The sequence below is a fragment of the Mycolicibacterium duvalii genome, from assembly GCF_010726645.1.
In the GTDB taxonomy this organism is placed as follows: domain Bacteria; phylum Actinomycetota; class Actinomycetes; order Mycobacteriales; family Mycobacteriaceae; genus Mycobacterium; species Mycobacterium duvalii.
The window spans coordinates 1,836,147-1,862,834 of sequence record NZ_AP022563.1 but is presented as its reverse complement, the minus strand read 5'-3'; the positions used below and the strand labels follow the sequence as shown (position 1 = coordinate 1,862,834).

The 26,688-nt window shown below is 69.4% G+C and carries 24 protein-coding genes; 21 read left to right on the top strand and 3 right to left on the bottom strand.

Going from position 1 to position 26,688, the window contains the following annotated elements; genetic code table 11:
* Positions 1-36 precede the first annotated feature (36 nt).
* Genes G6N31_RS08515 through G6N31_RS08490 form a run of 6 tightly spaced genes read left to right on the top strand, consistent with a single transcriptional unit; the run spans position 37 to position 10,190 of the window.
* Entirely contained in the window at positions 37-3,354 is a 3,318-nt protein-coding gene (locus G6N31_RS08515; protein ID WP_098004332.1) for a transglutaminase family protein, read from the top strand.
* Positions 3,354-5,984, top strand: coding sequence for a circularly permuted type 2 ATP-grasp protein (locus G6N31_RS08510; protein ID WP_098004331.1), 2,631 nt, complete (start codon positions 3,354-3,356; stop codon positions 5,982-5,984). Before G6N31_RS08515 ends, G6N31_RS08510 begins: the two co-directional genes overlap by 1 nt.
* A gap of 2 nt (positions 5,985-5,986) precedes the next feature.
* Positions 5,987-6,913: a transglutaminase family protein gene (locus G6N31_RS08505; protein WP_098004386.1), complete on the top strand. Its 927-nt coding sequence runs from the start codon at positions 5,987-5,989 to the stop codon at positions 6,911-6,913.
* On the top strand, positions 6,906-7,991 hold the full coding sequence (locus tag G6N31_RS08500) for a zinc-binding metallopeptidase family protein (protein WP_098004330.1): 1,086 nt from the start codon (positions 6,906-6,908) through the stop codon (positions 7,989-7,991). Before G6N31_RS08505 ends, G6N31_RS08500 begins: the two co-directional genes overlap by 8 nt.
* A gap of 20 nt (positions 7,992-8,011) precedes the next feature.
* Positions 8,012-8,851 (top strand): DUF3097 domain-containing protein, encoded by an 840-nt coding sequence (locus tag G6N31_RS08495; RefSeq protein ID WP_098004329.1) that lies wholly within the window; start codon positions 8,012-8,014, stop codon positions 8,849-8,851.
* A 10-nt stretch (positions 8,852-8,861) separates the two neighbouring features.
* Positions 8,862-10,190 carry a replication-associated recombination protein A gene (locus tag G6N31_RS08490; RefSeq protein ID WP_098004328.1) on the top strand — a complete coding sequence of 443 codons (1,329 nt, stop codon included), beginning with the start codon at positions 8,862-8,864 and terminating at the stop codon, positions 10,188-10,190.
* An 80-nt stretch (positions 10,191-10,270) separates the two neighbouring features.
* Here the strand turns inward: G6N31_RS08490 and G6N31_RS08485 are convergent, their stop codons facing one another.
* Positions 10,271-10,561 (bottom strand): GlsB/YeaQ/YmgE family stress response membrane protein, encoded by a 291-nt coding sequence (locus G6N31_RS08485; protein WP_098004327.1) that lies wholly within the window; start codon positions 10,559-10,561, stop codon positions 10,271-10,273.
* Between the two features lie 107 nt (positions 10,562-10,668).
* On the opposite strand from G6N31_RS08485, the gene G6N31_RS08480 reads away from it, so the two are divergent.
* The 11 genes from G6N31_RS08480 (at position 10,669) to aroB (ending at position 20,990) form a co-directional block, all read left to right on the top strand.
* On the top strand, positions 10,669-11,070 hold the full coding sequence (locus G6N31_RS08480; RefSeq protein ID WP_098004326.1) for a secondary thiamine-phosphate synthase enzyme YjbQ: 402 nt from the start codon (positions 10,669-10,671) through the stop codon (positions 11,068-11,070).
* A gap of 92 nt (positions 11,071-11,162) precedes the next feature.
* The gene (gene alaS, locus G6N31_RS08475) at positions 11,163-13,859 is read left to right on the top strand and encodes an alanine--tRNA ligase (RefSeq protein WP_098004325.1); all 2,697 of its coding nucleotides are present in this window, start codon (positions 11,163-11,165) and stop codon (positions 13,857-13,859) included.
* 5 nt (positions 13,860-13,864) lie between these two features.
* Positions 13,865-14,392: a Holliday junction resolvase RuvX gene (gene ruvX, locus G6N31_RS08470; protein WP_098004324.1), complete on the top strand. Its 528-nt coding sequence runs from the start codon at positions 13,865-13,867 to the stop codon at positions 14,390-14,392.
* Positions 14,385-15,632 (top strand): endolytic transglycosylase MltG, encoded by a 1,248-nt coding sequence (gene mltG / locus G6N31_RS08465; RefSeq protein WP_098004323.1) that lies wholly within the window; start codon positions 14,385-14,387, stop codon positions 15,630-15,632. Before ruvX ends, mltG begins: the two co-directional genes overlap by 8 nt.
* A complete protein-coding gene (locus G6N31_RS08460) occupies positions 15,629-16,435 on the top strand; it encodes a shikimate dehydrogenase (RefSeq protein WP_098004322.1) in 807 nt (268 codons plus the stop codon). Before mltG ends, G6N31_RS08460 begins: the two co-directional genes overlap by 4 nt.
* A gap of 100 nt (positions 16,436-16,535) precedes the next feature.
* Positions 16,536-16,904 carry a prepilin peptidase gene (locus G6N31_RS08455; RefSeq protein ID WP_234815382.1) on the top strand — a complete coding sequence of 123 codons (369 nt, stop codon included), beginning with the start codon at positions 16,536-16,538 and terminating at the stop codon, positions 16,902-16,904.
* Positions 16,905-16,943: 39 nt separating this feature from the next.
* A complete protein-coding gene (locus G6N31_RS08450) occupies positions 16,944-17,435 on the top strand; it encodes a DUF3237 domain-containing protein (protein ID WP_098004320.1) in 492 nt (163 codons plus the stop codon).
* On the top strand, positions 17,432-18,034 hold the full coding sequence (locus G6N31_RS08445) for a TetR/AcrR family transcriptional regulator (protein WP_098004319.1): 603 nt from the start codon (positions 17,432-17,434) through the stop codon (positions 18,032-18,034). Before G6N31_RS08450 ends, G6N31_RS08445 begins: the two co-directional genes overlap by 4 nt.
* Positions 18,035-18,058: 24 nt before the next feature.
* Entirely contained in the window at positions 18,059-19,273 is a 1,215-nt protein-coding gene (aroC, locus tag G6N31_RS08440; protein WP_098004385.1) for a chorismate synthase, read from the top strand.
* A complete protein-coding gene (locus G6N31_RS08435) occupies positions 19,273-19,914 on the top strand; it encodes a shikimate kinase (RefSeq protein WP_098004318.1) in 642 nt (213 codons plus the stop codon). The genes aroC and G6N31_RS08435 overlap by 1 nt, the downstream gene beginning before the upstream one ends.
* Positions 19,911-20,990 (top strand): 3-dehydroquinate synthase, encoded by a 1,080-nt coding sequence (gene aroB, locus G6N31_RS08430; RefSeq protein WP_098004317.1) that lies wholly within the window; start codon positions 19,911-19,913, stop codon positions 20,988-20,990. Before G6N31_RS08435 ends, aroB begins: the two co-directional genes overlap by 4 nt.
* A gap of 20 nt (positions 20,991-21,010) precedes the next feature.
* Here aroB and G6N31_RS08425 read toward each other — a convergent pair whose 3' ends face one another.
* Positions 21,011-21,532, bottom strand: a complete 522-nt coding sequence (locus G6N31_RS08425) for a B-4DMT family transporter (protein WP_098004316.1) — start codon at positions 21,530-21,532, stop codon at positions 21,011-21,013.
* A gap of 33 nt (positions 21,533-21,565) precedes the next feature.
* Here G6N31_RS08425 and G6N31_RS08420 point away from each other — a divergent pair, with 33 nt between their 5' ends.
* The 3 genes from G6N31_RS08420 to nusB are packed head-to-tail and all read left to right on the top strand — an operon-like array spanning position 21,566 to position 23,705.
* On the top strand, positions 21,566-22,651 hold the full coding sequence (locus G6N31_RS08420; protein WP_098004315.1) for a M24 family metallopeptidase: 1,086 nt from the start codon (positions 21,566-21,568) through the stop codon (positions 22,649-22,651).
* Positions 22,652-22,672: 21 nt separating this feature from the next.
* Positions 22,673-23,236 (top strand): elongation factor P, encoded by a 564-nt coding sequence (efp, locus tag G6N31_RS08415; protein ID WP_098004314.1) that lies wholly within the window; start codon positions 22,673-22,675, stop codon positions 23,234-23,236.
* Entirely contained in the window at positions 23,229-23,705 is a 477-nt protein-coding gene (gene nusB / locus G6N31_RS08410; protein ID WP_098004313.1) for a transcription antitermination factor NusB, read from the top strand. Before efp ends, nusB begins: the two co-directional genes overlap by 8 nt.
* A gap of 27 nt (positions 23,706-23,732) precedes the next feature.
* Here nusB and G6N31_RS08405 read toward each other — a convergent pair whose 3' ends face one another.
* Positions 23,733-25,013: a 13E12 repeat family protein gene (locus tag G6N31_RS08405; protein ID WP_163722105.1), complete on the bottom strand. Its 1,281-nt coding sequence runs from the start codon at positions 25,011-25,013 to the stop codon at positions 23,733-23,735.
* Positions 25,014-25,279: 266 nt separating this feature from the next.
* Between G6N31_RS08405 and G6N31_RS08400 the strand changes: the two genes are divergently transcribed.
* Entirely contained in the window at positions 25,280-26,674 is a 1,395-nt protein-coding gene (locus tag G6N31_RS08400) for an IS110 family RNA-guided transposase (RefSeq protein ID WP_109790861.1), read from the top strand.
* Positions 26,675-26,688: the final 14 nt, after the last annotated feature.

The window sequence follows — 26,688 nt, the reverse complement described above, 5'->3', positions numbered from 1 at the left end:
CTGCATCGGTGTCGTCGGTGTGATGGGATCACCGCTATGGGTATCAAGGTTGCCCTCCAGCACCGCACGCACTACACCTTCGACCGGCTGGTCGAGGTGTACCCCCACGTGGTGCGGTTGCGGCCGGCGCCGCATTCCCGCACGCCGATCGAGGCGTATTCGATGCAGGTCGAGCCGGCCGATCACTTCGTCAACTGGCAGCAGGACGCGTTCGGGAACTTCGCCGCGCGTCTGGTGTTCCCCAGCCGGGCCCGCCACCTGACGATCACCGTCGGCCTGATCGCCGACCTGATGGTGATCAACCCGTTCGACTTCTTCATCGAGGACTATGCCGAACGCGCCGGCTTCACCTATCCCCGCGCACTGGCCGAGGATCTCAAGCCCTACCTGCGCCCGGTCGACGAGGTCGGGGACGGGTCGGGGCCCGGGGGGCTTGCACAAGCCTGGGTGCAGAACTTCACCATTGCGGCCGGGACGCCGATCATCGAGTTCCTGGTCGCGCTCAACCGTGCGGTCAACGCCGACGTCGGATACAGCGTGCGGATGGAGGCAGGTGTGCAGACCCCCGACACCACGCTGCGCACCGGGATCGGATCCTGTCGCGACTCGGCGTGGTTGCTGGTGTCGATCCTGCGCCAGATGGGGCTCGCGGCCAGATTCGTGTCGGGTTACCTGGTCCAGCTGACGTCCGACGTGGCGGCCCTGGACGGGCCCAGCGGGCCGGACGCGGACTTCACCGACCTGCACGCGTGGACCGAGGTGTACGTGCCCGGTGCAGGCTGGATAGGTCTGGATCCGACCTCCGGGCTGTTCGCCGGTGAGGGTCACATCCCGCTGGCCGCCACGCCGCATCCGGAGTCGGCGGCGCCCATCACCGGGGCGACCGAACCGTGCGCCACCACCTTGGAATTCAGCAATCTGGTCACTCGGGTGCACGAGGATCCGCGCGTCACCCTGCCCTATACGGAGTCGGCGTGGGCGGCCGTCACCGCGCTCGGTCACCGCGTCGACGAGCGGTTGGCCGCCGCCGACGTCCGGCTCACCGTCGGCGGCGAACCGACCTTCGTGTCCGTCGACAACCAGACCGACCCGGAATGGACCACGGCAGCCGACGGGCCGCACAAGCGCGAACGTGCCTCGGCTCTGACGGCCCGACTGCGGAAGGTCTGGGCCCCTGGCGGTCTGGTGCAACGCAACCAGGGCAAGTGGTATCCGGGAGAACCGTTGCCGCGCTGGCAGATCGGGCTGCTCTGGCGCAGCGACGGGCAGCCGCTGTGGCGTGACGAGACCCTGCTGGCCGACCCCTGGGCCGAAGAACCGCCCACCGCGGTCGTCGAAGCGGACACCGCCGCGCACCTGTTGCACGCCGTCGCCGACGGCCTCGGGCTTCCCGCGAGCCAGGTCCGACCCGCCTACGCCGATCCGTTGAGCCGGCTGCTCGCCGCCGTCCGCCGGCCCGACGGCGAACCGGCCGCCCCCGCCGACGATCTGAGCGCCGACAGTGCCGCGGCGCGTGCCGCGCTGCTGGCCCGGCTGGACAGCCCGGTCAGCGATGCCGCGGCGTTCGTGCTGCCGCTGCACCGCCGTGACGACGACACCGGCTGGGCGAGCGCGGACTGGCGGTTGCGCCGGGGGCGCATCGTGCTCGTCGACGGTGACTCGCCGGCCGGCCTGCGGCTGCCACTCGACTCGATCAGCTGGACCCCGCCGCGCCCGGCATTCGAGACCGACCCACTGGAGCGTCGATCCGGGCTGCCGGCCGGCGACGACGAAGCGACCGCTGCGGTGGAAGACGCGGAGTCCGTGCCGCCGACCGCACTGGTCGCCGAAGTCCGTGAGGGACTGCTGTACGTATTCCTGCCGCCCACCGAGAAATTGGAGCACTTCATCGACCTCGTGGCGCGGATCGAGGCGGCGGCGGCCACCATCGACCACCCCGTGGTGGTGGAAGGTTACGGGCCGCCCGGCGACCCGCGGCTGATCTCGACGACCATCACCCCCGACCCGGGCGTCATCGAGGTCAACGTGGCGCCGACGGCGAGTTTCGCCGAGCAGCGCGACCAGCTCGAGACGCTCTACGAACAGGCCAGGCAGGTCCGGCTGTGCACCGAGTCGTTCGACGTCGACGGCAGCCACGGCGGCACCGGGGGAGGCAATCACATCACCCTCGGCGGGCCCACCCCTGCCGATTCCCCGCTGCTGCGACGGCCCGACCTGCTGGTGTCGTTGCTGACCTACTGGCAGCGCCACCCGGCGCTGTCCTACCTGTTCGCCGGACGCTTCATCGGGACCACATCGCAGGCACCGCGGGTCGACGAGGGCCGGTCGGAGGCGCTGTACGAACTCGAGATCGCCTTCGCCGAGATCGCGCGGCTGTCCGGGGGTGGGGAAGACGTCGCTCCGTGGCTCGTCGACAGAGCCCTCCGCCACCTGCTCACCGATATCACCGGCAACACCCACCGCGCCGAATTCTGCATCGACAAGCTCTACAGCCCCGACAGCGCCCGCGGCCGGCTCGGGCTGCTCGAGCTGCGCGGATTCGAGATGCCGCCGCACTACCAGATGGCGATGGTGCAGTCCCTGCTGGTGCGGTCGCTGGTCGCGTGGTTCTGGGACGAACCGCTGCGCGCCCCGCTGATCCGTCATGGTGCGAACCTGCACGGCCGTTACCTGTTGCCGCACTTCCTCATTCACGACATCGCCGAGGTCGCGGCGGATCTGCGTGCGCACGGAATCGAGTTCGACACGAGCTGGTTGGACCCGTTCACCGAGTTCCGCTTCCCGCGCATCGGCACCGGCGTCTTCGGTGGGGTGGAGATCGAACTCCGCGCGGCGATCGAGCCCTGGAACGTGCTCGGTGAACAGGCCACCGCCGGCGGCACCGCGCGCTACGTCGACTCGTCGGTGGAACGGCTGCAGGTCAGGCTGATCGGCGCCGACCGGCAGCGCCACCTGCTGACCGTCAACGGCTTCCCGATCGCGCTGCTGGCCACCGACAACCCTGACGTTCAGGTCGGCGGGGTCCGGTACCGCGCGTGGCAACCGCCGAGTGCGCTGCATCCCAGCATCACCGTCGACGGTCCGCTGCGTTTCGAACTCGTCGATCTCGCCGCCGAGGTCTCCCGGGGCGGCTGCACGTACCACGTGGCGCATCCGGGCGGGCGGGCCTACGACAGCCCGCCGGTCAACGCGGTCGAGGCCGAGTCGCGGCGTGCCCGGCGGTTCGAGATCGGTGGGTTCACCCCGGGGCCGGTCGACGTGGCCGCGCTGCGCGAGCAGCAGGCGCGGCAATCCACCGACGTGGGCGCGCCGGGCATCCTCGACCTGCGACGAGTGCGTACCGTTCTGCAGTAATGGTTCTTCCTGCCTCTGGTGCACACCAGATCGATGATCCGCTGGCCCGGTACCGCCGGATGCGGGCCCAACAGGTGCTGTTCGACCTACAGGACGGCGGCCCCGCCACCGGGTACGACGAATTCGTCGATGCGGCAGGCGATGTGCGGCCCGCGTGGCAGGAGCTCGCCGACGGAATGCGCGACCGGGGCCGCAGCGGGCTGGACCGGCTGCGCGCCGCGGTTCGTGACCTGGTCGACAACGACGGCATCACCTACATCCCGGTCGACTACCAGGGCGCCGACCCCGACTCCGGACCCATGCCGATTCCGTGGCGGCTGGACCCGCTGCCGCTGGTGATCTCGGCAGCCGATTGGGACGGCCTGGAAGCGGGTCTGGTGCAGCGCTCCCGCCTCCTCGACGCGGTGCTGGCCGATCTGTACGGGCCGCAACGGGTGATCACCGGCGGAGTGCTACCGCCGCAACTGCTATACGCCCACCCCGGGTACCAGCGCGCCGCCCACGGGATCGCGGTGCCGGGCCGTCACCAGCTGTTCCTGCACGGCTGCGACGTCAGCCGTGCCGCCTCCGGCGACTTCCTGGTCAATGCCGACTGGACCCAGGCCCCGTCCGGGGCGGGCTACGCGCTGGCCGGGCGACGGGTGATCGCGCACGCCGTTCCCGAGCTCTACGAGCAGATCGCGCCGCGGCCGGCGTCCCCGTGGGCGCAGGCGCTGCGGCTGGCGCTGATCGACGCGGCACCGGAGTCGGCCGAAGAGCCGGTCGTGGTGGTCCTCAGCCCGGGCATCCACTCCGAAACCGCCTTCGACCAGGCGTACCTGGCCAGCCTGCTGGGCTTCCCGCTGGTGGAGAGCGCAGACCTGGTGGTGCGCGACGGCAAGGTGTGGATGCGCTCGATGGGCACGCTGCAGCGGGTCGACGTGGTGTTGCGCCGAGTCGACGCCGACTACGCCGACCCGCTGGATTTGCGCGCCGACTCCCGGCTGGGCGTGGTGGGGCTGGTCGAGGCGCTGCGGCGCGGATCGGTGTCGGTGGTCAACACGCTGGGCAGTGGAATCCTGGAAAGCCCTGGTGTGCAGAGGTTTCTGCCGCAGCTCGCTGCCGCACTGCTGGATGAGACCCCGCTGCTGGGGGCCCAGCCGATGTACTGGGGCGGCATCGATGTCGAGCGCTCACATCTGTTGGCGAATCTGTCATCGCTGCTGATCCGGCCGGTCACCGGCGGGGAGTCGATCGTCGGCCCGGAACTGTCGGATGAGCGGCGCGAGCAGTTGGCCGCGGCGATCTCGACCACCCCCTGGCAGTGGGTGGGGCAGGAGCTCCCGGAGTTCTGTTCCGCTCCTTCTGCTTTCGCTGCCGGCGGGCTGTCTGCGGCGAGCACCGGCGCCCGCCTCTTCACGGTCGCCCAGCGCGGCGGGTACGCACCGATGATCGGCGGGCTGGGTTATGTGCTGGCGCCGGGCACCTCCGCGTTCCGGCTCGACACCCTGGCGGCCAAGGACGTGTGGGTCCGGATGCCCGCACGGGCCACCGCGGAGAAGACGCCCGACGTCACCGGCCTGCCCGCGATGGCATTCTCCCGCCCGACGCGCGAAGTCAGCTCGCCGCGTGTGCTTTCCGACCTGTTCTGGATCGGGCGCTACGCCGAACGCACCGAGCACATGGCCAGGCTGCTCACGGTGACCCGCGAGCGCCACCACGAGTTCCGATACCGCCCAACCGATGACGGCGGCGACTGTGTCCCGGTGCTGCTCGCCGCACTGGCGGCGCTGACCGGTGGCGACACCGGCACCGACGATGTGACCGAGATGGTCGCCACGGCGTGGTCGACGCTGTGGTCGCTGACTGCCGACCGGCACCGGCCGGGCTCACTGGCCCAGTCGGTCGAACGGCTGGGTCTGGCGGCCCGTGCGGTTCGCGACCAGATGTCCAACGACATCTGGATGGTGCTGGCGGCCGTGGAGCGGGCGCTGCTGCAGGCCCCGGAGCAACCGCCGGAGTCCAAGGCCGAGGGCGAGGCGTTCCTGTCCACGACCAACAACCTGGCGCTGGCCGGGATGTTGGCGCTCTCCGGGATGATCGCCGAATCGATGGTGCGCGACATCGGGTGGACGATGATGGACATCGGCAAGAGAATCGAGCGTGGCTTGGCCCTGACGGCGCTGCTGCAAACGACCCTGACCTCCGTGCGCCGGCCCGGCGCCGAGCAGACCGTCATCGAGTCGACCTTGGTGGCATGTGAATCGTTGGTGATCTACCGCAGACGAAACCCGGGAAAGGCGAGTGTGGCCGGAGTGGCCGAGCTGGTGCTGTTCGACGGGACGAACCCGCGGTCGCTGGTGTATCAGCTCGAGCGACTGCGGGCCGACTTGAAGACGCTGTCCGGTGCGTCGGGGTCCTCCCGTGCCGAGCGCATGGTCGATGAGATCGCCGCGCGGTTGCGCCGCATCGAGCCAGACGAGCTCGAGAGCGTCGACGGCGGGGGGCGGCGTCGGGAGCTTGACGGACTGCTCGCCGCGACCCACCAGGCGCTGCGCGAGCTCGCCGGTGTCATCAGCGCCACGCACCTGTCGGTCCCGGGGGAGATGCAGCCGCTGTGGGGGCCCGACCGGCGGCGGCTGGTCCCGTGACGATGGCTCCGGACGACGTGACCGCCGCCTCGACGGCGCGTCGCTACGAGATCGTCCATCGCACCGAGTACCGCTACTCCGACGTGGTCACCAGCTCCTACGGGCGGGGTTTTCTGACGCCGCGGAACTCGGGGCGTCAGCGCCGACTGTCCCACGAACTGGTCGTCGCCCCGGCCGCGGACGACAGCTCCACCAGCCGTGACGTCTACGGCAATGTGAGTTCCTATTTCCACGTGACCCGGCCGCATCGTGCGCTGTGCATCACCGCGACGTCGGTCGTCGAGGTCGATCCACCGCCGGTCGACCGGTACCAGGGGCCGTCGGCCCGCGCGCCGTGGGAGATCGCGCGCCCGGTCGGTGCGGACGGTGCGCGCGCCGCGGAGTTCACCCTGGACCTGCAGCCGGCGGAGATCACCGAAGAGTTGCGTGCGTATGCCGCACCCAGTTTCGCCTCCGGACGGTCGCTGATCGACGTCCTGCGCGACCTGACGACACGCATCTACACCGATTTCACCTACCGATCGGGATCGACGACGGTGTCCACCAAGGTCAGCGATGTTTTGGCGGCGCGGGAAGGGGTATGTCAGGACTTCGCGCGGCTCGCGATCGGGTGCCTGCGTGCCAACGGTCTGGCAGCCAGTTACGTCTCGGGATATCTGGCCACCGACCCGCCTCCGGGGAAGGAACGCATGGTCGGGATCGACGCGACGCACGCCTGGGCAGCGGTGTGGACGCCGCAGAACGTCTGGCTCGGGCTGGATCCCACCAACGACCAGGTGATCGACGAGCGCTACATCACAGTGGCTTTCGGCCGTGACTACGCCGACATTCCGCCCCTGCGCGGAATCATCTACACCGAATCGGAGAGCAGCGTGATCGATGTGTCGGTCGACGTGGCGCCATACGAAGGGACTGTGCGACATGCGTGACTTCACGTGCCCCAATTGCGGGCAACGGCTGGCGTTCGAGAACTCGGTATGCCTGAGTTGTGGGAGTGCGCTCGGCTTCTCCCTCGATGACATGGCCCTGCTGGTGATCGCGCCGAGCGAGGAGAGCGAGCATGCCGGTGCTGTCGACGAATGCCACTACCAGCTGTGCGCGAATCTTCACCTGGCCGAATGCAACTGGCTGGTCGAGAAAGGGCCGATCGCCAAACTGTGCGTGTCCTGCGGGCTCACCCGCACCCGGCCCAACGACGCTGACTCCATCGCGCTGGCCGCGTTCGCGACGGCCGAGCGGGCCAAGCGGCGGCTGATCGCCGAGTTGCACGAGTTGAAGCTGCCCATTGTCGGCCGCGACGACGACCCGGAGTTCGGATTGGCGTTCGACCTGCTGTCCAGCCAGTTCGAGAAGGTGTTCACCGGCCACGACAACGGCGTGATCACCCTGGACCTGGCAGAGGGCGACGACGTACACCGCGAACAGCTGCGGATCTCGATGGACGAGCCGTACCGCACGCTGCTCGGACACTTCCGCCACGAGATCGGCCATTACTATTTCTACCGCCTCATCGGTACGGCTCCCGATTACCTACAGCGCTCGACCGACCTGTTCGGCGACCCGGAACTCGACTACCAGGCCGCGCTGGACCGCCACTACAGCGAAGGTGCGCCGGCGGGATGGGAGACGGACTACGTCTCGTCCTACGCGACGATGCATCCCGCCGAGGACTGGGCCGAGACGTTCGCCCATTATCTGCACATCCGTGACACTCTCGACACCGCCGCGGCGTTCGGATTCGCTCCGGCGACGGCCACCTACGACCGACGGGTGTTGGGGCCCAGCGGATTCGACACCATCATCGACATGTGGCTGCCACTGTCGTGGGCGCTGAACATGGTCAACCGCTCGATGGGCAAAGAGGATCTGTACCCGTTCGTACTCCCGCCGCCGGTTCTGGAGAAGATGCGGTTCATCCACACTGTGATCGACGAGGTGACCTCCGACCCGGTGAAGCTGGCCGAGGTCGGCGCGCCGGTGCAGACGCAGGGCCAGCAGTTGGGCTGAGTCGCCCTACGATCACTTGCGTGGCTGATCGCTATGGCTCCGACATCCTGGCCGACAACCCGCACCAATCGCGCAGGCCCCGCTCCGTGGAGCAGCCGATCGAGATCGGCATGGTCGTCGAGGACGCCGAGACCGGCTTCGTCGGAGCGGTCGTGCGCGTCGAGTACGGCCGCATGGAACTCGAGGACCGGAACGGCCGTACCAAACCGTTCCCGGTCGGCCCCGGCTATCTCATCGACGGCAAGCCGGTCATCCTGCTCGCCCCGAAGAAAGCGGCGCCGGCAGCTGCGACCCGCACCGCGTCGGGATCGGTCGCCGTCGCCGGTGCCCGCGCGAAAGTCGCCGCCGCCAGCCGGATCTATGTCGAGGGCCGTCACGATGCGGAGCTGGTCGAGCAGGTCTGGGGTGACGATCTGCGCATCGAGGGCGTCGTCGTCGAGTACCTCGGCGGCGTCGACGATCTGCGCGCGGTCGTGGCCGAGTTCCGTCCCGGTCCGGGACGGCGACTCGGTGTGCTGGTCGATCATCTGGTCCCCGGGTCCAAGGAGGCCCGTATCGCCGAGTCGGTACGACGCGGCCCGGGCGGCGACCACACCCTGGTGGTCGGGCATCCGTTCATCGACATCTGGCAGGCCGTCAAGCCCGCCCGGTTGGGCATACCGTCGTGGCCGGTGATCCCCAAGGGCCAGGACTGGAAGCACGGCGTGTGCGCCGCGCTGGGATGGAAGCACCGCGACCAGGCCGACATCGCCGCGGCATGGCAACGGATCCGGGGCCGGGTGCGCGACTGGACGGATCTCGAACCCGAATTGATCGGGCGCGTCGAGGAGCTCATCGACTTCGTCACCGCGCCGGTGTAAGCACGACAACGTGTCCGACAGTCTGTTCGACGTTCCCGGCGACGCGCCGGCACCCGCGGCCAGCCCGGTCGGTGCGTCGGTGCCGTTGGCGGTGCGCATGCGGCCGGCATCCCTCGATGAGGTGGTGGGGCAGGAGCATCTGCTGCAAGCCAACGCCCCGCTGCGCCGACTCGTCGAGGGGTCCGGCGCGGCGTCGGTCATTCTCTACGGGCCACCGGGGACCGGCAAGACGACGCTGGCGTCGCTGATCTCCCAGGCCACCGGTCGGCGGTTCGAGGCGCTCTCGGCGCTGTCGGCCGGGGTCAAGGAGGTCCGGGCCGTCATCGACCAGGCCCGGCAAGCCGCCGTGCGGGGCCAGCAGACCGTGCTATTCATCGACGAGGTGCACCGGTTCTCCAAGACCCAGCAGGATGCCCTGCTGGCGGCCGTGGAGAACCGCGTGGTGCTGCTGGTCGCCGCCACCACCGAGAACCCGTCATTCAGCGTGGTGGCGCCGCTGCTGTCCCGCTCGCTGATCCTGGCGCTGCAGCCGCTGACGCCGGCCGACATCGCCACTGTCCTGCGCCGGGCCATCGACGACGAGCGGGGGTTGGGCGGCGCGGTGCCGGTCACCGACGAGGCCGTCGACCTGCTGGTGCAGTTGTCCGCCGGGGACGCCCGCCGTGCGTTGACGGCCCTGGAGGTCGCCGCCGAGACCGGCGACGAGGTCACCGTCGAGGTCATCGAGCAGTCCCTGGACAAGGCCGCGGTGCGCTACGACCGCGACGGCGACCAGCACTACGACGTCGTCAGCGCGTTCATCAAGTCGGTGCGCGGTTCCGACGTCGACGCGGCGCTGCACTATCTGGCCCGCATGCTCGTCGCGGGGGAGGACCCGCGCTTCGTGGCCCGCCGCTTGATGATTCTGGCCAGCGAGGACATCGGGATGGCCGATCCCACCGCGCTGCCCATCGCGGTGTCCGCCGCCCAGACCGTGCAGCTGATCGGGATGCCGGAGGCCCAGCTCACGCTGGCCCACGCGACGGTGCACCTGGCCACCGCTCCGAAGTCGAACGCCGTGACCACCGCGCTGGGAGCCGCGATGGCCGACATCCGCGCGGGGAAGGCGGGTCTGGTGCCGGCGCATCTGCGGGACGGGCACTATTCCGGTGCAGCCAAGCTGGGGCACGGAGTCGGCTACCGCTACGCCCACGATGAGCCGGGAGGAGTTGCCGCCCAGCAGTATCCACCCGACGAGCTGGTCGGGGTCGACTACTACCGGCCCACCAACCGGGGTGCCGAACGGGAGATCTCAGGCAGGTTGGACAAGCTGCGCGCGATCATCCGGCGCGCCCGCTGACCCGCCGATGAGTGATCCCGGCTGGTCGGGGGCCCAGCCGGGATCACAGCGTCGCGCTTGCGGTCGAGCGCGTCAGACTCTCAGCGGGGACCCGCCACGCCGGTGCGACGGCGGCCCATCAGGGCAGCGACCAGCGCCACGCCGATGGCGGCGACGACGACCTGGACGAGCAGTTCGAGCCAATCCACCCCGCTCGTCGCGGTCGGGATGCCGATCAACTGAGCCAGCCAGGTGCCGATCAGCGCGCTGACGATGCCGACTCCGATGGTGACGAGCACACCGATGTTCTGCTTGCCCGGCACGACCAACCGTCCGAGGACGCCGATGACGATGCCGATCAGGATGGCGGTGATGATTCCGGTGACGGTCATGACTCCTCCAAGTGTTCCGGTCCGCATCGGGGTGTGGCAGGCATACCCTCGGCCGGCGAAATTAAACGCCGGCGTCAATGGCGAGGCGGGCTCGTAGGCTGGAGAGCGTGAACACCGAAGTGCTCGATGTCGATACGTCGCGTCGCCGCATCGTGGACCTGACCGCCGCGGTCCGTGACTTCTGCGCCACGCAGGGGGACGGCCTGTGCAATGTGTTCGTGCCGCACGCCACGGCCGGCGTCGCCGTCATCGAGACCGGAGCCGGATCCGATGACGACCTCGTCGACACCCTCGAGCGGCTGCTGCCACGCGACGACCGGTACCGCCACGCCCACGGGTCACCGGGCCACGGTGCCGATCATGTCCTGCCCGGCCTCGTCTCGCCGTCGGTGACGGTGCCGGTGGGTGACGGAGCGCCGCTGCTCGGCACGTGGCAGAGCATCGTTTTGGTGGACATGAACAGAGACAATCCGCAACGGGCGGTCCGCTTGAGCTTCGTGTCGGGCTGACTGGGACGACCGGTACTGTGGTGCGGTCGAGTATTCGCAGGTGGCGCCCCAACAGGTGGCATCCCCGCCCCAGAGCCGAAGGACAGCAGGACGTGCAGACACACGAGATCAGGAAGCGTTTCCTTGATCACTTCGTGAACGCGGGACATACCGAGGTGCCGAGTGCCTCGGTGATCCTCGACGACCCCAACCTGTTGTTCGTCAACGCCGGCATGGTGCAGTTCGTGCCGTTCTTCCTCGGCGCGCGCACCCCGCCCTATCCGCGTGCGGTGAGCGTCCAGAAGTGCATCCGCACACCGGACATCGACGAGGTCGGCATCACGACCCGGCACAACACGTTCTTCCAGATGGCCGGCAACTTCAGCTTCGGCGACTATTTCAAGAAGGGCGCCATCGAATTCGCCTGGACTCTGCTGACCAACCCGCAGGATCAGGGCGGCTACGGCTTCGATCCCGAAAAGCTCTGGGCGACCGTCTATCTCGATGACGATGAGGCCATCGAACTGTGGCAGGAGGTCGCCGGTCTGCCGGCCGAGCGCATCCAGCGCCGCGGCATGGCCGACAACTACTGGTCGATGGGCATCCCTGGGCCGTGCGGGCCGTCCTCGGAGATCTACTACGACCGCGGACCCGAATACGGCGTCGAGGGCGGTCCCGTAGCCAACGAGGACCGTTACATCGAGATCTGGAACCTCGTGTTCATGCAGAACGAGCGCGGGGAGGGCACCTCGAAGGAGGACTTCGAGATCCTCGGCCCGCTGCCGCGCAAGAACATCGACACGGGGATGGGCATCGAACGCGTGGCCTGCCTGCTGCAGAACGTGGACAACGTCTACGAGACCGACCTGCTGCGGCCCGCGATCGACCTGATGGCTGCGAGGGCTCCGCGCGGCTACGGCCAGGGCGTCCATGAGGACGACGTCCGCTACCGGATCATCGCCGACCACAGCCGCACCGCGGCGATCATCATCGGTGACGGAGTCAGCCCCGGTAACGAAGGTCGCGGCTACGTGTTGCGCCGACTACTGCGCCGCATCATCCGTGCGGCCAAACTGCTCGGCGTCGAGCAGCCGATCATGGCGGACCTGATGGCCACCGTGCGCGACGCGATGGGCCCGTCCTACCCGGAGCTGGTCGCCGACTTCGATCGCATCCAGCGCATCGCGGTCGCCGAGGAGACCGCGTTCAACCGCACGCTGAGCTCCGGTTCGCGGCTGTTCGAGGACGCCGCCCGGGCGACCAAGGCCTCGGGCGCCTCCAAGCTCTCGGGCCGCGACGCATTCACCCTGCACGACACCTACGGCTTCCCGATCGAGCTGACCCTCGAAATGGCCGCCGAGGCCGACCTCAGTGTCGACGAGGAAGGCTTCCGCACCCTGATGGCCGAGCAGCGGCAGCGGGCCAAGGCCGACGCCGCGGCGCGCAAGCAGGCGCACGCCGATCTGTCGGCGTACCGCGATCTCGTCGACAGCGGCCCCACCGAGTTCACCGGCTTCGACGAATTGTCCAGTGAAGCCAGGGTCCTCGGCATCTTCGTGGACGGCAAGAGGGTTCCGGTGGTGACCCACGCCGGTCGCGAGGGCGCCGGCGAACGGATCGAGCTGATTCTCGACCGCACCCCCTTCTATGCGGAGTCGGGTGGCCAGATCGCCGACGAAGGCGCCATCACCGGCACCGGGGCCTCGCAGACCGCCCGCGCGGCCGTCGGCGACGTCCAGAAGATCGCCAAGACCCTGTGGGCGCACCGCGTCACGGTCGAGTCCGGCGAGTTCGTCGAGGGCGACACCGTCGTGGCCGCCGTCGACCCGCGCTGGCGCCACGGCGCCACCCAGGGCCACTCGGGCACCCACATGGTGCACGCGGCGCTGCGCCAGGTGCTCGGACCCAACGCCGTGCAGGCCGGTTCGCTCAACCGGCCCGGCTACCTACGGTTCGACTTCAACTGGCAGGGCGCGCTCACCGAGGGCCAGCGCACCGAGATCGAGGAAGTCACCAACGAGGCCGTCGAGGCCGACTACGAGGTGCACAGCTTCACCACCGAACTCGAGCGGGCCAAGGCCATGGGGGCGATGGCACTGTTCGGGGAGAACTATCCCGACGAGGTTCGGGTCGTCGAGATCGGTGGGCCGTTCTCGCTGGAACTGTGCGGGGGCACGCATGTGCGCAACTCGGCGCAGATCGGTCCGGTGACGATCCTCGGCGAGTCCTCGGTCGGGTCCGGTGTGCGCCGTGTCGAGGCCTATGTCGGGCTCGACTCGTTCCGGCACTTGGCCAAAGAACGCGCGTTGATGGCCGGGCTCGCGTCGTCGCTGAAGGTGCCCTCCGAAGAGGTGCCCGCGCGGGTGGCCACTCTGGTCGAAAAGCTGCGCAGCGCGGAGAAGGAGCTCGATCGGCTGCGGATGGCCAACGCCCGCGCCGCCGCGGCCAACGCGGCCGCCGGCGCGGAGGACATCGGTAAGGTCCGTCTGGTGGCCCAGCGGATGGCCGGCGGGATGTCGGCAGGGGATCTGCGCTCGCTCGTCGGTGACGTCCGCGGCAAGCTCGGCAGCGGGCCGGCGGTGGTGGCACTGATGTCGGAGGCCGACAATGATGCCGTTCCGTTCGTGGTGGCGGTCAATCCGGCCGCCCAGGATCTCGGTCTGCGCGCCGACGACCTGGTCAAGGTGCTGGGAGCGGCCGTCAACGGCCGCGGCGGGGGCAAAGCTGATCTGGCCCAGGGGTCCGGTAAGGGGGCGGCGGGTATCGACGCGGCATTGGCGGCGATACGCGCGGAGCTGGGCCGGAGTTAGCGCAGGTGGACGCCCCCGACTGGACCCGCCGGACGCCTGACCGGCCTGGCGGCGACGAGTCGTCGCCCGACCCGGGGCGTGGCCGCCGATTGGGCGTCGACGTCGGCACCGTGCGTATCGGTGTGGCCGTCAGCGACCCGGACGCGACCCTGGCCACCCCGGTCGAGACGGTGCGGCGGGAGCGGCGCTCCGATCGTCACCTGCGGCGCCTGGTGGCGTTGGCGCGTGAGAACGACGTGGTCGAGGTGGTGGTCGGCCTGCCGCGTACGCTGGCCGACCGTGCCGGGGCGTCGGCGAAGGACGCGATCGACGTGGCCGACATGCTGGCCGCGCGGATCGCGCCGGTACCTGTGCGCCTGGCCGACGAGCGGTTCACCACGTTGTCCGCGCAGCGCTCACTGCGGGAAGCGGGAGTACGGTCTCGCGGCCAGCGCTCGGTGATCGATCAGGCCGCGGCGGTGGGAATCCTGCAACACTGGCTGGACCAGCGGCGGACGGCGCTGTCCGCACACGGAGAGGTCGGGAATGGCTGACGACTGGCGAAGTGACCGCCCGGAGCCGCTGGCCGTCGGTCCGCCCCGGGCGCGTTTGACGCGTCAGGAGCGCATCCGCGAGCAGCGATACCGGCGGCGGCGCAAGGTGGCCGCGATCGCCGCGGTCAGCCTGCTCGTGGTGGTCGCGGTCGGTGCGGTCTTCCTGGGTTCCCGACTGTGGCACTCCATGTTCGGTACCAGCAGCGGAGATTACGCCGGCGACGGCGTCTCCGATGTCGTGATCCAGGTGCACCCGGGTGATTCGACCACCGCGATCGGACAGACCCTGCAGGACAACAACGTCGTTCTCACCATCAAGGCGTTCGTCGACGCCGCGAACGGCAACGACGCGATCTCGGCCATCCAGCCCGGGTTCTACAAGGTGCGGACCGAGATCCCGGCGGCCGACGCGGTGCAACGCCTGTCCGACCCGGCCAGCCGGGTGGGCCGGCTGGTGATCCCGGAGGGTCGCCAGCTCCAAGACGTCCAGGACGTCAAGACGCAGGCGGTCACCGAGGGCATCCTGACCCTGATCGCCAAGGCATCGTGTGTGGACCTCGACGGAGACCGGCGCTGTGTGTCGGCGGATGCGTTGCGGGACGTCGCCGCCGCGGCACCGCCGGACATGCTCGGTGTGCCGCAGTGGGCCACCGCCGCCGTCGAGCGCGTCGGCCAGGACCCCCGCCGGCTGGAAGGGCTGATCGCCGCGGGCACCTGGAACATCGATCCGTCGGCCGAACCGCAGGACATCCTGTCGACGTTGATCGCCGGCAGCGCCACGCAGTACGAGAACAACGGTCTGCTGGAGTCGGCTGCCGCGACCAACCTGTCGCCCTACGAGATTCTGATCGTGGCGTCGTTGGTGCAACGCGAGGCCACGCCCGAGGACTTCTCGAAGGTCAGCCGGGTGATCTACAACCGGCTCGCCGCGCAGCGGACCCTCGAGTTCGACTCGACGGTCAACTACCCGCTCGAACGCATCGAGGTGGCCACCACCGACGCCGACCGGGCGCAGATGACCCCGTGGAACACCTATGTCCGCCCGGGTCTGCCGACCACGCCGATCTGTTCGCCCAGCCTGGCAGCACTGAAGGCGGCCGAGAACCCGGAACCGGGGGACTGGCTGTACTTCGTCACGATCGACATGCAGGGCACCACGTTGTTCACCCGCGAATACGAGCAGCATCTGGCCAACATCCAGCAGGCAATACGCAACGGCGTGCTCGACTCGGCGCGATGACCGGCTCGCCGCGGCGTGCGGCGGTGCTGGGTTCACCGATCGCGCACTCCCGGTCCCCGCAACTGCACCTGGCGGCATACCGCGCGCTGGGCCTGACCGGATGGACCTATGACCGGATCGAGTGCACCGCAGAACAGCTGCCGGCGGTGGTGTCGGGCTTCGGGCCGGAGTGGGTCGGGGTGTCGGTCACCATGCCGGGCAAGATCGCGGCGCTGCGCTTCGCCGACGAGGCCACGCCGAGGGCACGGCTGCTCGGGTCGGCGAACACGCTGGTGCGGACGACAGCAGGCTGGCGGGCCGACAACACCGACATCGACGGCGTCACCGGCGCGCTGCACGGCCTCGAGCCGACCCGGGCGATGGTCGTGGGATCGGGCGGCACGGCGCCGGCGGCCGTGGTCGGGTTGATCGAACTCGGTGCCCGCCACCTCACGGTGGCAGCGCGCAACGCGGAGAAGGCCGCCGCGCTGGTCGACCTCGCGGGGCGCTGCGGGGTCACGGCCGATTTCTGCGAGCTCGGCGCCGGTCTGGCCGCGGCTGTCCGTGACCTCGATGCGGCGGTGAACACGGTGCCCGCCGACGCGGTGGCACCGTATGCGCAGACCCTGGCGGCGGTGCCGGTCCTGCTCGACGCCATCTACGAGCCGTGGCCCACCCCGCTGGCCGCCGCGGTGCAGGCCGCCGGCGGGCAGGTGATCAGCGGACTGCAGATGTTGCTGAACCAGGCCTTCACCCAGGTGGAGCAGTTCACCGGGCGACCCGCGCCCAAGGAGGCCATGCGAGCCGCGCTCGAGCTCGCCTGAATTGGCGCGGTACTAGCCGAGCCGGCGGGCTTAGCCTGAGAACGTGGGGGGTGCACTCGCCGCGTCGGTTCTCGGGTTGTGGCTGATTCTGTTGAGCGGCATGGATATTCGTTTTCGGCGGCTGCCGAACTGGCTGACGCTGCCGGGGGCGGTGGTCATCCTGACCGTGGCGACACTCGGCGGGCACGGGGCCGCGGCATTACTCGGCGCACTCGGGTTGTTCGCCGTCTACGCCACGGTGCACCTGGCCGCCCCGCGGGCGATGGGCGCCGGCGACGTCAAGCTCGCCGTCGGCCTCGGAGCCCTGACGGGTGCCTTCGGGCCGGACGTCTGGATCGTCGCGGCCGTGGGCGCGTCGGTGTTGACCGCCGTGGTCGCGGTCTGGCAACTGGCGCGCGGTGGCGCCGCGGCGGTGCCGCACGGGCCGTCGATGTGCGCGGCCGCGGCGCTCGCTGTGACGATCGTCTGACCCTTTACTTACATACTCATGGTATGTAAATTTGATGTCATGGTGCCCGCTACCGCTGCAGCACTGCCGCCCCGGACCGACGCCGTACCGGTGCAGCACCTTTGCGATCTCAGCGTCGATCTGCAACCCGTCCAGATGATCGGCACCGCCACCGGCACCCGGCTGACGTTCGTGATCGCCGGCGGGAAGGTCACCGGTCCGGCAGTGCGCGGGGAGTTGCTGCCCGGCGGTGGGGATTGGTTACGGGTCGGCAGCGACGGTGTCGGCCGCGTCGACGTCCGCGCGACCATTCGCTCGCACGACGGCGCCCTGATCCACCTCGAGAGCCGCGGTGTCATCAAAGTCCCCGCGGACGGCTTCGGACGCCTCCTGGAAGGGCGCGCGCTGCCCTACGCCGAGACCTACGTGCGCACCACCCCGGTCTTCGACACCGATGACGACCGCTACGCCTGGTTGTCGCAGGTCGTGGCGGTCGGCTACAACGTGCTCTCACCCAATCGCGTCGATTACCGCATCTACCGGCTGCTGTGAGCAGTCGGCGCAGCCAGGCCGAGCGCACCGAGGCGACCACCGGTGCGCTGCTCGACGCGGCACGCCGACTGTTCGCCGCCGACGGGTTCGACGCGACGTCGCTGGCGGCCGTCGCCGCGCAGGCCGGGGTGACCAAGGGTGCGCTTTATCACCATTTCGACAATAAGGCCCGTCTGTTCGAGGCGGTGTTCACCCGCGAGATCGACCGACTTGCCCAGTCGGTGCTGGCTGCCTACCGCGGCCGCGCGGACCCCTGGGACGCGTTCTGCGCCGCGTGCCGGGCGTTCCTGCAGGACTGCTGCGATCCGCCCACGCAGCGCATCGTGCTGATCGAAGCGTTCAGCGCGATCGGCTGGACCGCCACCCGGCGGTTGGAGACACCGCTGCTGGAGCTGATGTGCGCAGGCATCGCAGCGGCCGTCGCGGCGGGCCGAATCGACCCGCGGCCCGCGGAGCCGTTCGCGCACTTCCTGTTCGGGGCGCTGTGCGAGACAGCGTTGACGGTGGCCCGGTCCGACGATCCCCCTGGCGCGCACCGCGATGCCGTCGCCGAGGTGGACCGCGTGCTCGGTGCGATGGCGGTGCGGTCGGGACAGTGAGCCCGTCGTGCGAAAATGGGACACGTGTTGCGATGGACGACAGCCGGTGAATCCCATGGCCGTGCGCTAGTAGCAGTGGTCGAAGGCATGGTCGCGGGCGTCCACGTGGCCTCCGAGGACATCGCCGCGCAGCTCGCGCGCCGCCGCCTCGGCTATGGTCGCGGCGCTCGGATGAAGTTCGAACAGGATCAGATCACCATGCTGGCGGGTATGCGCCACGGCCGCACCCTCGGTGGTCCGATCGCGATCGAGATCGGCAACACGGAGTGGCCCAAATGGGAAACCGTGATGGCTCCCGACCCGGTCGATCCGGCCGTGCTGGCCGACAGCGCCGCGCGCAACGCGCCGCTGACGCGTCCGCGTCCCGGGCATGCGGACTATGCGGGCATGCTCAAATACGGATTCGACGATGCACGGCCGGTTCTGGAGCGCGCGAGCGCCCGCGAGACCGCTGCCCGGGTGGCCGCGGGCACCTTCGCCCGCGCCTTCCTGCAGCAGGCGCTGGGCGTGGAGATCGTGTCGCATGTGATCTCCATCGGTGCCTCCGACCCGTACGACGGACCGGTGCCCCACCCCGGTGATCTCGCCGCCATCGACGCCAGCCCGGTGCGGGCGTTCGACGCGGCAGCGGAAACCTCGATGATCGCCGAGATCGAAGCGGCCAAACGGGACGGCGACACCCTCGGCGGGGTGGTCGAAGTGGTAGCGCACGGTCTGCCCGTCGGGCTGGGATCGTTCACCAGCGGTGACAACCGGCTGGACAGTCAGCTGGCGGCCGCGGTGATGGGCATTCAGGCGATCAAGGGCGTCGAGATCGGCGACGGCTTCGAAACCGCCCGTCGGCGCGGCAGCGTCGCGCACGACGAGATGTACCCCGGGCCCGACGGCGTGTCCCGGTCGACAAACCGGGCCGGCGGCCTCGAGGGCGGCATGACCAACGGCCTGCCGGTGCGGGTGCGCGCGGCCATGAAACCGATTTCGACCGTGCCGCGCGCGCTGGCCACCGTGGACATGACCACCGGTGACGAGGCAGTGGCGATCCACCAGCGCTCCGACGTCTGCGCGGTGCCCGCGGCCGGGGTGGTGGTGGAGACCATGGTCGCGTTGGTGCTCGCGCGCGCCGCGCTGCAGAAGTTCGGCGGTGACTCGCTGACCGAGACGCGGAGGAACATCGACGGGTATCTGCGCGCCGTCGCGCAGCGGGAGCCGCACAGCGACCCGGCAAGGGCCTCGGGCTGATGGCCCCCAAGGCGGTGCTGATCGGGCTGCCCGGGTCGGGCAAGTCCACGATCGGTCGCCGGCTGGCCAAGGCGCTCGATCTGCCGCTGCTCGACACCGACGCCGAGATCGAGAAACGCACCGGCCGCGTCATCGCCGACATCTTCGCCGCCGATGGCGAAGCCGAGTTCCGTCGTATCGAGGAAGAGGTCATCCGCGACGCATTGGCTCACCATGACGGCGTGCTGTCGCTCGGTGGCGGCGCCGTGACCAGCCCGGGTGTCCGGCAGGCCCTGGCCGGGCACACTGTCATCTATCTCGAGATCAGCGCAGCCGAGGGGATGCGCCGCACCGGCGGCTCGACTGCGCGGCCCCTGCTCGCCGGCCCCGACCGGGGGGAGAAGTTCAAAAAGCTGATGTCTCAACGGGTTCCGCTGTACCGACGGGTCGCCACCATGCGGGTCAACACCAACCACCGCAATCCCGGCGCCGTCGTCCGTTACATCACCTCGCGGCTGGACAACCCCGACGACGCCAAGCCGGAGCGCCGTCGCCGACGCCCGTCCTGGCGGCGCGCGCCGCTGTCGCTGAGCGCGGCTCCGTCGACCGACGCGCCGCCCAGCCCGGCCGCGGTGGCGGCCAAGAGAAAGGACAATCCGTGACCGAACCGGTGACCGTCGAGGTAGCCACCGACCCGCCCTACCCGGTGATCATCGGCACGGGGTTGCTGGGCGACCTGGCGCGGGTGCTCGCCGGTCGGCACAAGGTCGCGATCCTGCACCAGCCGACCCTGGCCCAGACCGCCGAGGTGATCCGGACCCATCTTGCCGAGCAGGGCACCGACGCGCACCGGATCGAGATCCCCGACGCCGAGGCGGGCAAGGAGCTGCCTGTCGTCGGATTCATCTGGGAAGTGTTGGGCCGCATCGGCATCGGGCGCAAGGACGCCATCGTCAGCCTCGGCGGGGGAGCGGCCACCGATGTCGCCGGGTTCGCCGCGGCGACCTGGTTGCGTGGCGTCGACATCGTGCACGTGCCGACCACCCTGCTCGGCATGGTCGACGCCGCGGTGGGCGGCAAGACCGGCATCAACACCGACGCCGGCAAGAACCTCGTCGGCGCGTTTCACCAGCCCGCGGCCGTGCTGATCGACCTCGCCACTCTGCAGACCCTGCCGCGCAACGAGATCATCGCCGGGATGGCCGAGATCGTGAAGGCCGGGTTCATCGCCGACCCGGTCATCCTCGACATGATCGAGGCCGGCCCGCAGGAGGCGCTCGACCCGGCCGGCGAGGTGCTGCCCGAGCTGATCCGCCGCGCGGTCGCGGTCAAGGCCGAGGTGGTCGCCGCCGACGAGAAGGAGTCGCAGCTGCGCGAAATCCTCAACTACGGGCACACGCTGGCCCACGCGATCGAGCGGCGGGAGCGCTACCAGTGGCGCCACGGCGCGGCGGTGTCGGTGGGTCTGGTGTTCGCCGCCGAGCTGGGGCGACTCGCGGGCCGCTTGGACGACGAGACCGCGGAGCGGCACCGCGCGGTGCTCACCGCGCTGGGCTTGCCGGTGAGCTACGACGCCGATGCGTTGCCGCAGCTGATGGAATCGATGCTGGGGGACAAGAAGACCAGGGCCGGGGTGCTGCGGTTCGTGGTGCTCGACGGTCTCGCCAAGCCGGGACGGCTGGAAGGCCCGGATCCGTCGCTGCTGGCCGCCGCGTACGCAGAAGTCGCCCGCGACTGATTGGCAGAAGTCGCCCGCGACTAACGGTTCTCGACCGGTTGAGTCTGGTCTTCGCGCACGGCGGCGAACACGTCGGTGTCGGCGCGGTCGTCGTCGCCCTCGCGGCGGCGCGGCTCGTCGGGCCGCTTGCGGTCGACCAGCCAATGGCCGAGCGCCACGCCGATGATCGCGCTGAGGAACACCAGCAGCGCGGTGAACGCGGCGAACGTGGTCACCTCGTTGATCAGGCCCTCGACGTAGAGGTTCTGGTAGAACATCCCGATCAGCCAGGCCACCAGGCCGCTGACCACACCGGCGAACAGGCCGGCCAGCAGCCAGGCCATCGCCAGATCGTCGCGACGTTCCGGATCGGGGTTCCTGCGGGCATCGCTACGGCCGTCGACGTAGCCCCACGCGAGGGCCACCAGCGCGAACAGCGCGACCAGGATGGCGCTGATCAATCCCGCCTTGGTTTCCCACGCATTGATCATCGCTCCCTGCAGTAACCGGACGATCACCATCAGGGCGGCGAACACCAGTCCGCGCAGCAACCACTTACTCATGGGGCCACACCTTAGCGAGTAGCGTCGACCACCGTGACCATATCTGCGCGCCGCGACCGTTTGCGTCGCAAGCTGGCCGATTCCGGGCTCGATGCCGTCCTGGTATCGGACCTGGTCAACGTCCGGTACCTGTCCGGATTCACCGGCTCGAACGCCGCGCTGTTGATCTTGGCTGACCAGGACACGCCGGTGCTGGCCACCGACGGTCGCTATCGCACCCAGGCCGCGACGCAGTCACCCGACGCCGAGGTGGTCATCGAGCGTGCCTGCGGGCCCCGCCTGGTCGCCCGCGCCGTCGACGCCGGGGTGCGAAGTCTCGGGTTCGAGAGTCACGTGGTGACCGTCGACGCGTTCGCCAAGCTGACCGAGGCCGCTGGTGAGGGCTGCCGCTTGATGCGGGCCGCCGGGTTGGTCGAACAGCTGCGTGAGGTCAAGGACGCCGGTGAGATCGCGCTGTTGCGGCTGGCGTGCGAGGCGGCCGACGCCGCGCTGACCGACTTGATCGACCAGGGCGGGTTGCGGGCCGGCCGCACCGAGAAGGCGGTGCGCAATCAGTTGGAGGCCCTCATGCTCGAGCACGGCGCCGACGGGGCGTCGTTCGAGACCATCGTCGCGACCGGAACCAACTCGGCGATCCCCCATCATCGGCCCACCGACGCCGTGCTGGCCGCGGGCGACTTCGTCAAGATCGACTTCGGCGCCCTGGTCGCCGGATATCACTCGGACATGACGCGCACCTTCGCGCTCGCGCCGGTCGCCGACTGGCAGCGGGAGGTCTACGCACTGGTCGCCGACGCCCAGCGGGCCGGGCGCGAGGCCCTGGCCCCCGGCGCGGCGCTCAAGGATGTCGACGCTGCCTCCCGTCAGGTCATCGCCGACGCCGGGTTCGCCGAGAACTTCGGTCACGGCCTCGGGCACGGCGTGGGCCTGCAGATTCACGAAGCGCCGGGAATCAACGCCGCGGCCGCCGGTACACTGCTTGCTGGCTCCGCGGTGACCGTCGAGCCTGGTGTCTACCTTCCCGACCGCGGAGGTGTCCGCATCGAGGACACCCTGGTGGTCGCAGAAGACGCCCCCGAACTGCTGACCGGGTTCTCGAAGGACCTGGTGATCCTCTAGAGGCTAGGAGTACAACCGACCGTGGCATCCACCGCCGACTTCAAGAATGGGCTCGTCCTGGTGATCGACGGCCAGCTGTGGCAGATCATCGAATTTCAGCACGTCAAGCCCGGCAAAGGGCCGGCCTTCGTGCGGACGAAGCTGAAGAATGTGGTGTCCGGCAAGACCGTCGACAAGACCTACAACGCCGGCGTCAAGGTCGAGACCGCGACCGTGGATCGCCGCGACGCCACCTACCTGTACCGCGACGGCTCCGACTTCGTCTTCATGGACTCCGAGGACTTCGAGCAGCACCCGTTGCCGGAGTCGCTGGTCGGCCGGCTGGCCGGCTTCCTGCTGGAGAGCATGCCGGTGCAGATCGCCTTCCACAACGGCACGCCGCTGTATCTGGAGCTGCCCGTCACCGTCGAACTCGAGGTCACCCACACCGAGCCGGGCCTGCAGGGCGACCGCTCCAACGCGGGCACCAAGCCGGCGACCGTGGAAACCGGTGCCGAGATCCAGGTGCCGCTGTTCATCAACACCGGTGACAAGCTCAAGGTGGACTCCCGCGACGGCAGCTACCTGGGAAGGGTCAATGCCTGACCGACGCGCCGACCGTGGCCGTCACCAGGCCCGCAAACGCGCCGTCGACCTGCTGTTCGAGGCCGAAGCGCGCGGGCTCACTCCGGCCGCCGTCGTGGAGTCCCGGAATGCGTTGGCCGACAAGGGGGATACCTCCGCGCTGAACCCCTACACCGTGACGGTGGCCCGTGGTGTCACCGAGCATGCCGCCCACGTGGACGACCTGATCTCGGCGCATCTGCAGGGCTGGACGCTGGACCGGCTACCCGCCGTGGATCGCGCGATTCTGCGGGTCGCCGTGTGGGAGCTGCTGCACGCCGAGGATGTGCCCGAACCCGTCGCCGTGGACGAAGCGGTCGAACTGGCCAAAGAACTGTCCACCGACGACTCGCCGGGCTTCGTCAATGGGGTGCTGGGCCAAGTGATGCTGGTGACCCCGCAGATCCGGGCTGCTGCCGCGGCGATGCAAGGTGGTGGCGAGGCCAGCTGACGAGCTGAACTCGCCGTCCGCCGGAGGTCATGCGGCGTCGAAGGTGATGAGGTCGATGGTGATGCCATCTTCGATGATGCTGCGCCGTCGTGGTGGCGGTCCGGGCAGTGGTGGGGCGGTGGATTGGTAGACCGCGCCGGTGGGGGTGCGGAACTGGGCGGTGTGGGTGCCGGCGATCTCGTTGGTGGTGACGGTCCAGCCGGGGGCTTCTTTGGCGTAGTTGCAGGCTTCGCATTCGCCGAGACCGTTGCGCGCGCTGGTGGGTCCGCCGGCGCGGTGCGGGGTGGCGTGGTCGTGGTGGCGGATCGGCGCGTCGCAGTACGGCGTGCGGCAGGTGCGGTCCCGGCGATCGAGCAGCGCGGCGAGGCCTTTGGGGAAGATCCGCGCACGCGATTCCATCGCGACCAGTTGCCCGGACTGCGGGTGGCGGTAGAGGCGGCGCAGCGTGGCCCGGGTCTGGTCGTCGAGGGCGGCCTGGCCGATCAGGGCGCGGCAGAACCCGGCCGGGACGGGGCCGTAGCCGGGCAGCCAGCCCAGTTCGTCGTCGTCGCCGGCCAGGGTGGTGTCGGCCATCACGAGGTTCAGCGCCACCGGGACCGGCGCGGTGGCCGCGCGTCCGGTCACGCGCTGGTAGATGGTCTCGGCCATCACCTGCCCGCGGGGGCGTTCGTCGACGGTGGTGTCGGCGGCCTGTTTGCAGGCGGCGTAGACGCCGACGCCCTGGGCCAGGGGTAGTCGCACCGTCAGGTAGACCATGTTGTTGGCCGCGGGCCGGCATGTGACCGCACAGCCCGCGGCGGCTTTGTCGATGCGCTCGACGACCGCCGCGGCGTCCAGGCGCGCGGCGATGCTTTTGGCTTCGGCTTCGACGCGTTTGTTGCCCCAGCCGGACAGCCGCGCCGGATTGGCACACAGTTCCTTGTCCAACTGGCGGCGGTGTTCGACGCTCAGGCAGGCCGATTCGCGCACGATCAGGGTGGCCCGCCACTCCGTGAGCGCCCCGGTTTCCAGCGCGGCCAGGGTGTGGGGCATCTCGTGGACCAGCGCCCGGGCGAACCCGAGATGCCGGTTGCCCTGGGCCGGGGCGTCGTGGCGCGCCAGCGCGATCTCGGCGGCCAAACCTTTGCCGCGCTTGTCCTTGCGGACTCCGGCGGCGTCCTCGGCGGCGTGGCGATTGGCCGCCCACAACGCGGTGGCCCGCGCCTGGGCCGCCGCGGCCGCCGACTTGAGCCGCTCGCAGCGCTCGACGACCGCCCGCAGCTCCGCCTCACCGGCCGCATCAGACAAGTCGAACACACTTTCGAACACATCCCCGACTGTACGCGGACGGTCCGACATTTAGCTTTGGAGTGTGAGTTCGCGGGCGGGCCGAACGTCCGACTGGGACGCGTGGTGATCCCTGAGATTTGAGTGGTCCGCTCGCGAGCTCGGTGGCTGGTCGAGCGGTGTCCTTGTTCGGGAACTTGGAGCCAGCCGGTCGGTGTGGACTCCTGCTTAGGGAATGTCTGGGCCACAGCCGCGATGGTCAGCCACCTGGGTGAATAGGGATTGATGGCTGACAGGAGCACACAACGATGGCATGGACATTAGGAATCGACGTAGCGGTGCGCGCGGCGCATCAAGCGACGCTGGCCCGCGACGGGACCACGGTATGGCGGGGCCGGAAATTCTCGACCCGGCCGGCGGACTTGGAGCGGTTGTGGGCCGATCTGTTCCTGGCCGACGCCACGGACGTGACCGTGGTGGTCGAGCCGACCCGTAACGCATGGATCGTGCTGGCCGAGTGGTTCCGCCGCCGCGGCGCCCGGGTGGTGATGGTGCCTACCACCCAATCGGCGGATCTGCGCAAGTACTACTCCAAGCACACCAAGAACGATCGCATCGACTCCGAGCTGCTGGCCCGGCTGCCGCTACTTCATCCCGAAGGGTTGCGCGAGTATTCCGGCCAGGGACCGGCAGACCCGTTGCGGCGCTTGGTCCGACAGCGCTCCACCATGATCAAACGCCGGGTGGCGGTGTATTCACGGCTCGATGCGCTCGTCGAGCTCCTCGGGCCAGCGTGGTATGCGGTGCTCGGCTCGAACTACGGCAACGCGGCGTTGGAGTTCCTCGCCCGCTACGCCGACCCGAATACGGTGATCCGACTCGGCCAGGGACGTCTGAGCCGGTTTCTGATCGCCCGGTCCCGCGGCGCGTGGCGCGAGGACCACGCCGCCGGACTCATCGTCGCAGCCAAGGAAACCCTCATGCTGTGGGGACCCGACGGGATGAACTTCGCCGAACTGGGCGACGACATCGCCCACGAGGCCGAACAGGCGCTGTTTTTGACCCGGCAGATCAAGCAGATCGATGAACGGGTCGCGAACCTCTACGCCGACGCCGACCCCAAGGCAATCGTGGCTTCTGCTCCCGGTGTCGGACCGGTCATCAGCGCCGTGATCGCTGGGCGGATCGGTGATCCTCACCGGTTCACCTCACTGGCCGCGATCCGCGCCTACACCGGACTGGTCCCCAAGGTCAGCCAGTCCGGGCTGAGCAAGGTCGAATCCTCGATCACCAAGGCCGGCGACCCCCTGCTGCGCGAAATGCTATACACCGCCGCTGATCAAGCCCGCAAGATCGACCCGCAGATCGCCGCGAAATACCAGCGACTGATGACCGGCGACCGCCACCACGACTCGGCGATCTGCCACCTGGCCACCCTGCTGGTCACCCGGATCGCTACCTGCATGCGCAACGGCCAGCCCTACGTCCTGCGCGATGTCGACGGCACCCCGATCACCGACGCTCAGGGCCGCAAGATCGTCAAAGAGCGCTACCAGATCCAACCCCGGCGCCGCGACAACATCCGTCACCAACGCATGCGCGACCGCCGCAAACAGGCGGCGGGCCAGGAGTCACAGGAGTCGCCAAGCGCTCCAACATCCAGGCCCGCCAAACACGAGCCTACGAGCCAACACGCCGTTTGACATCCGTTAGGAAC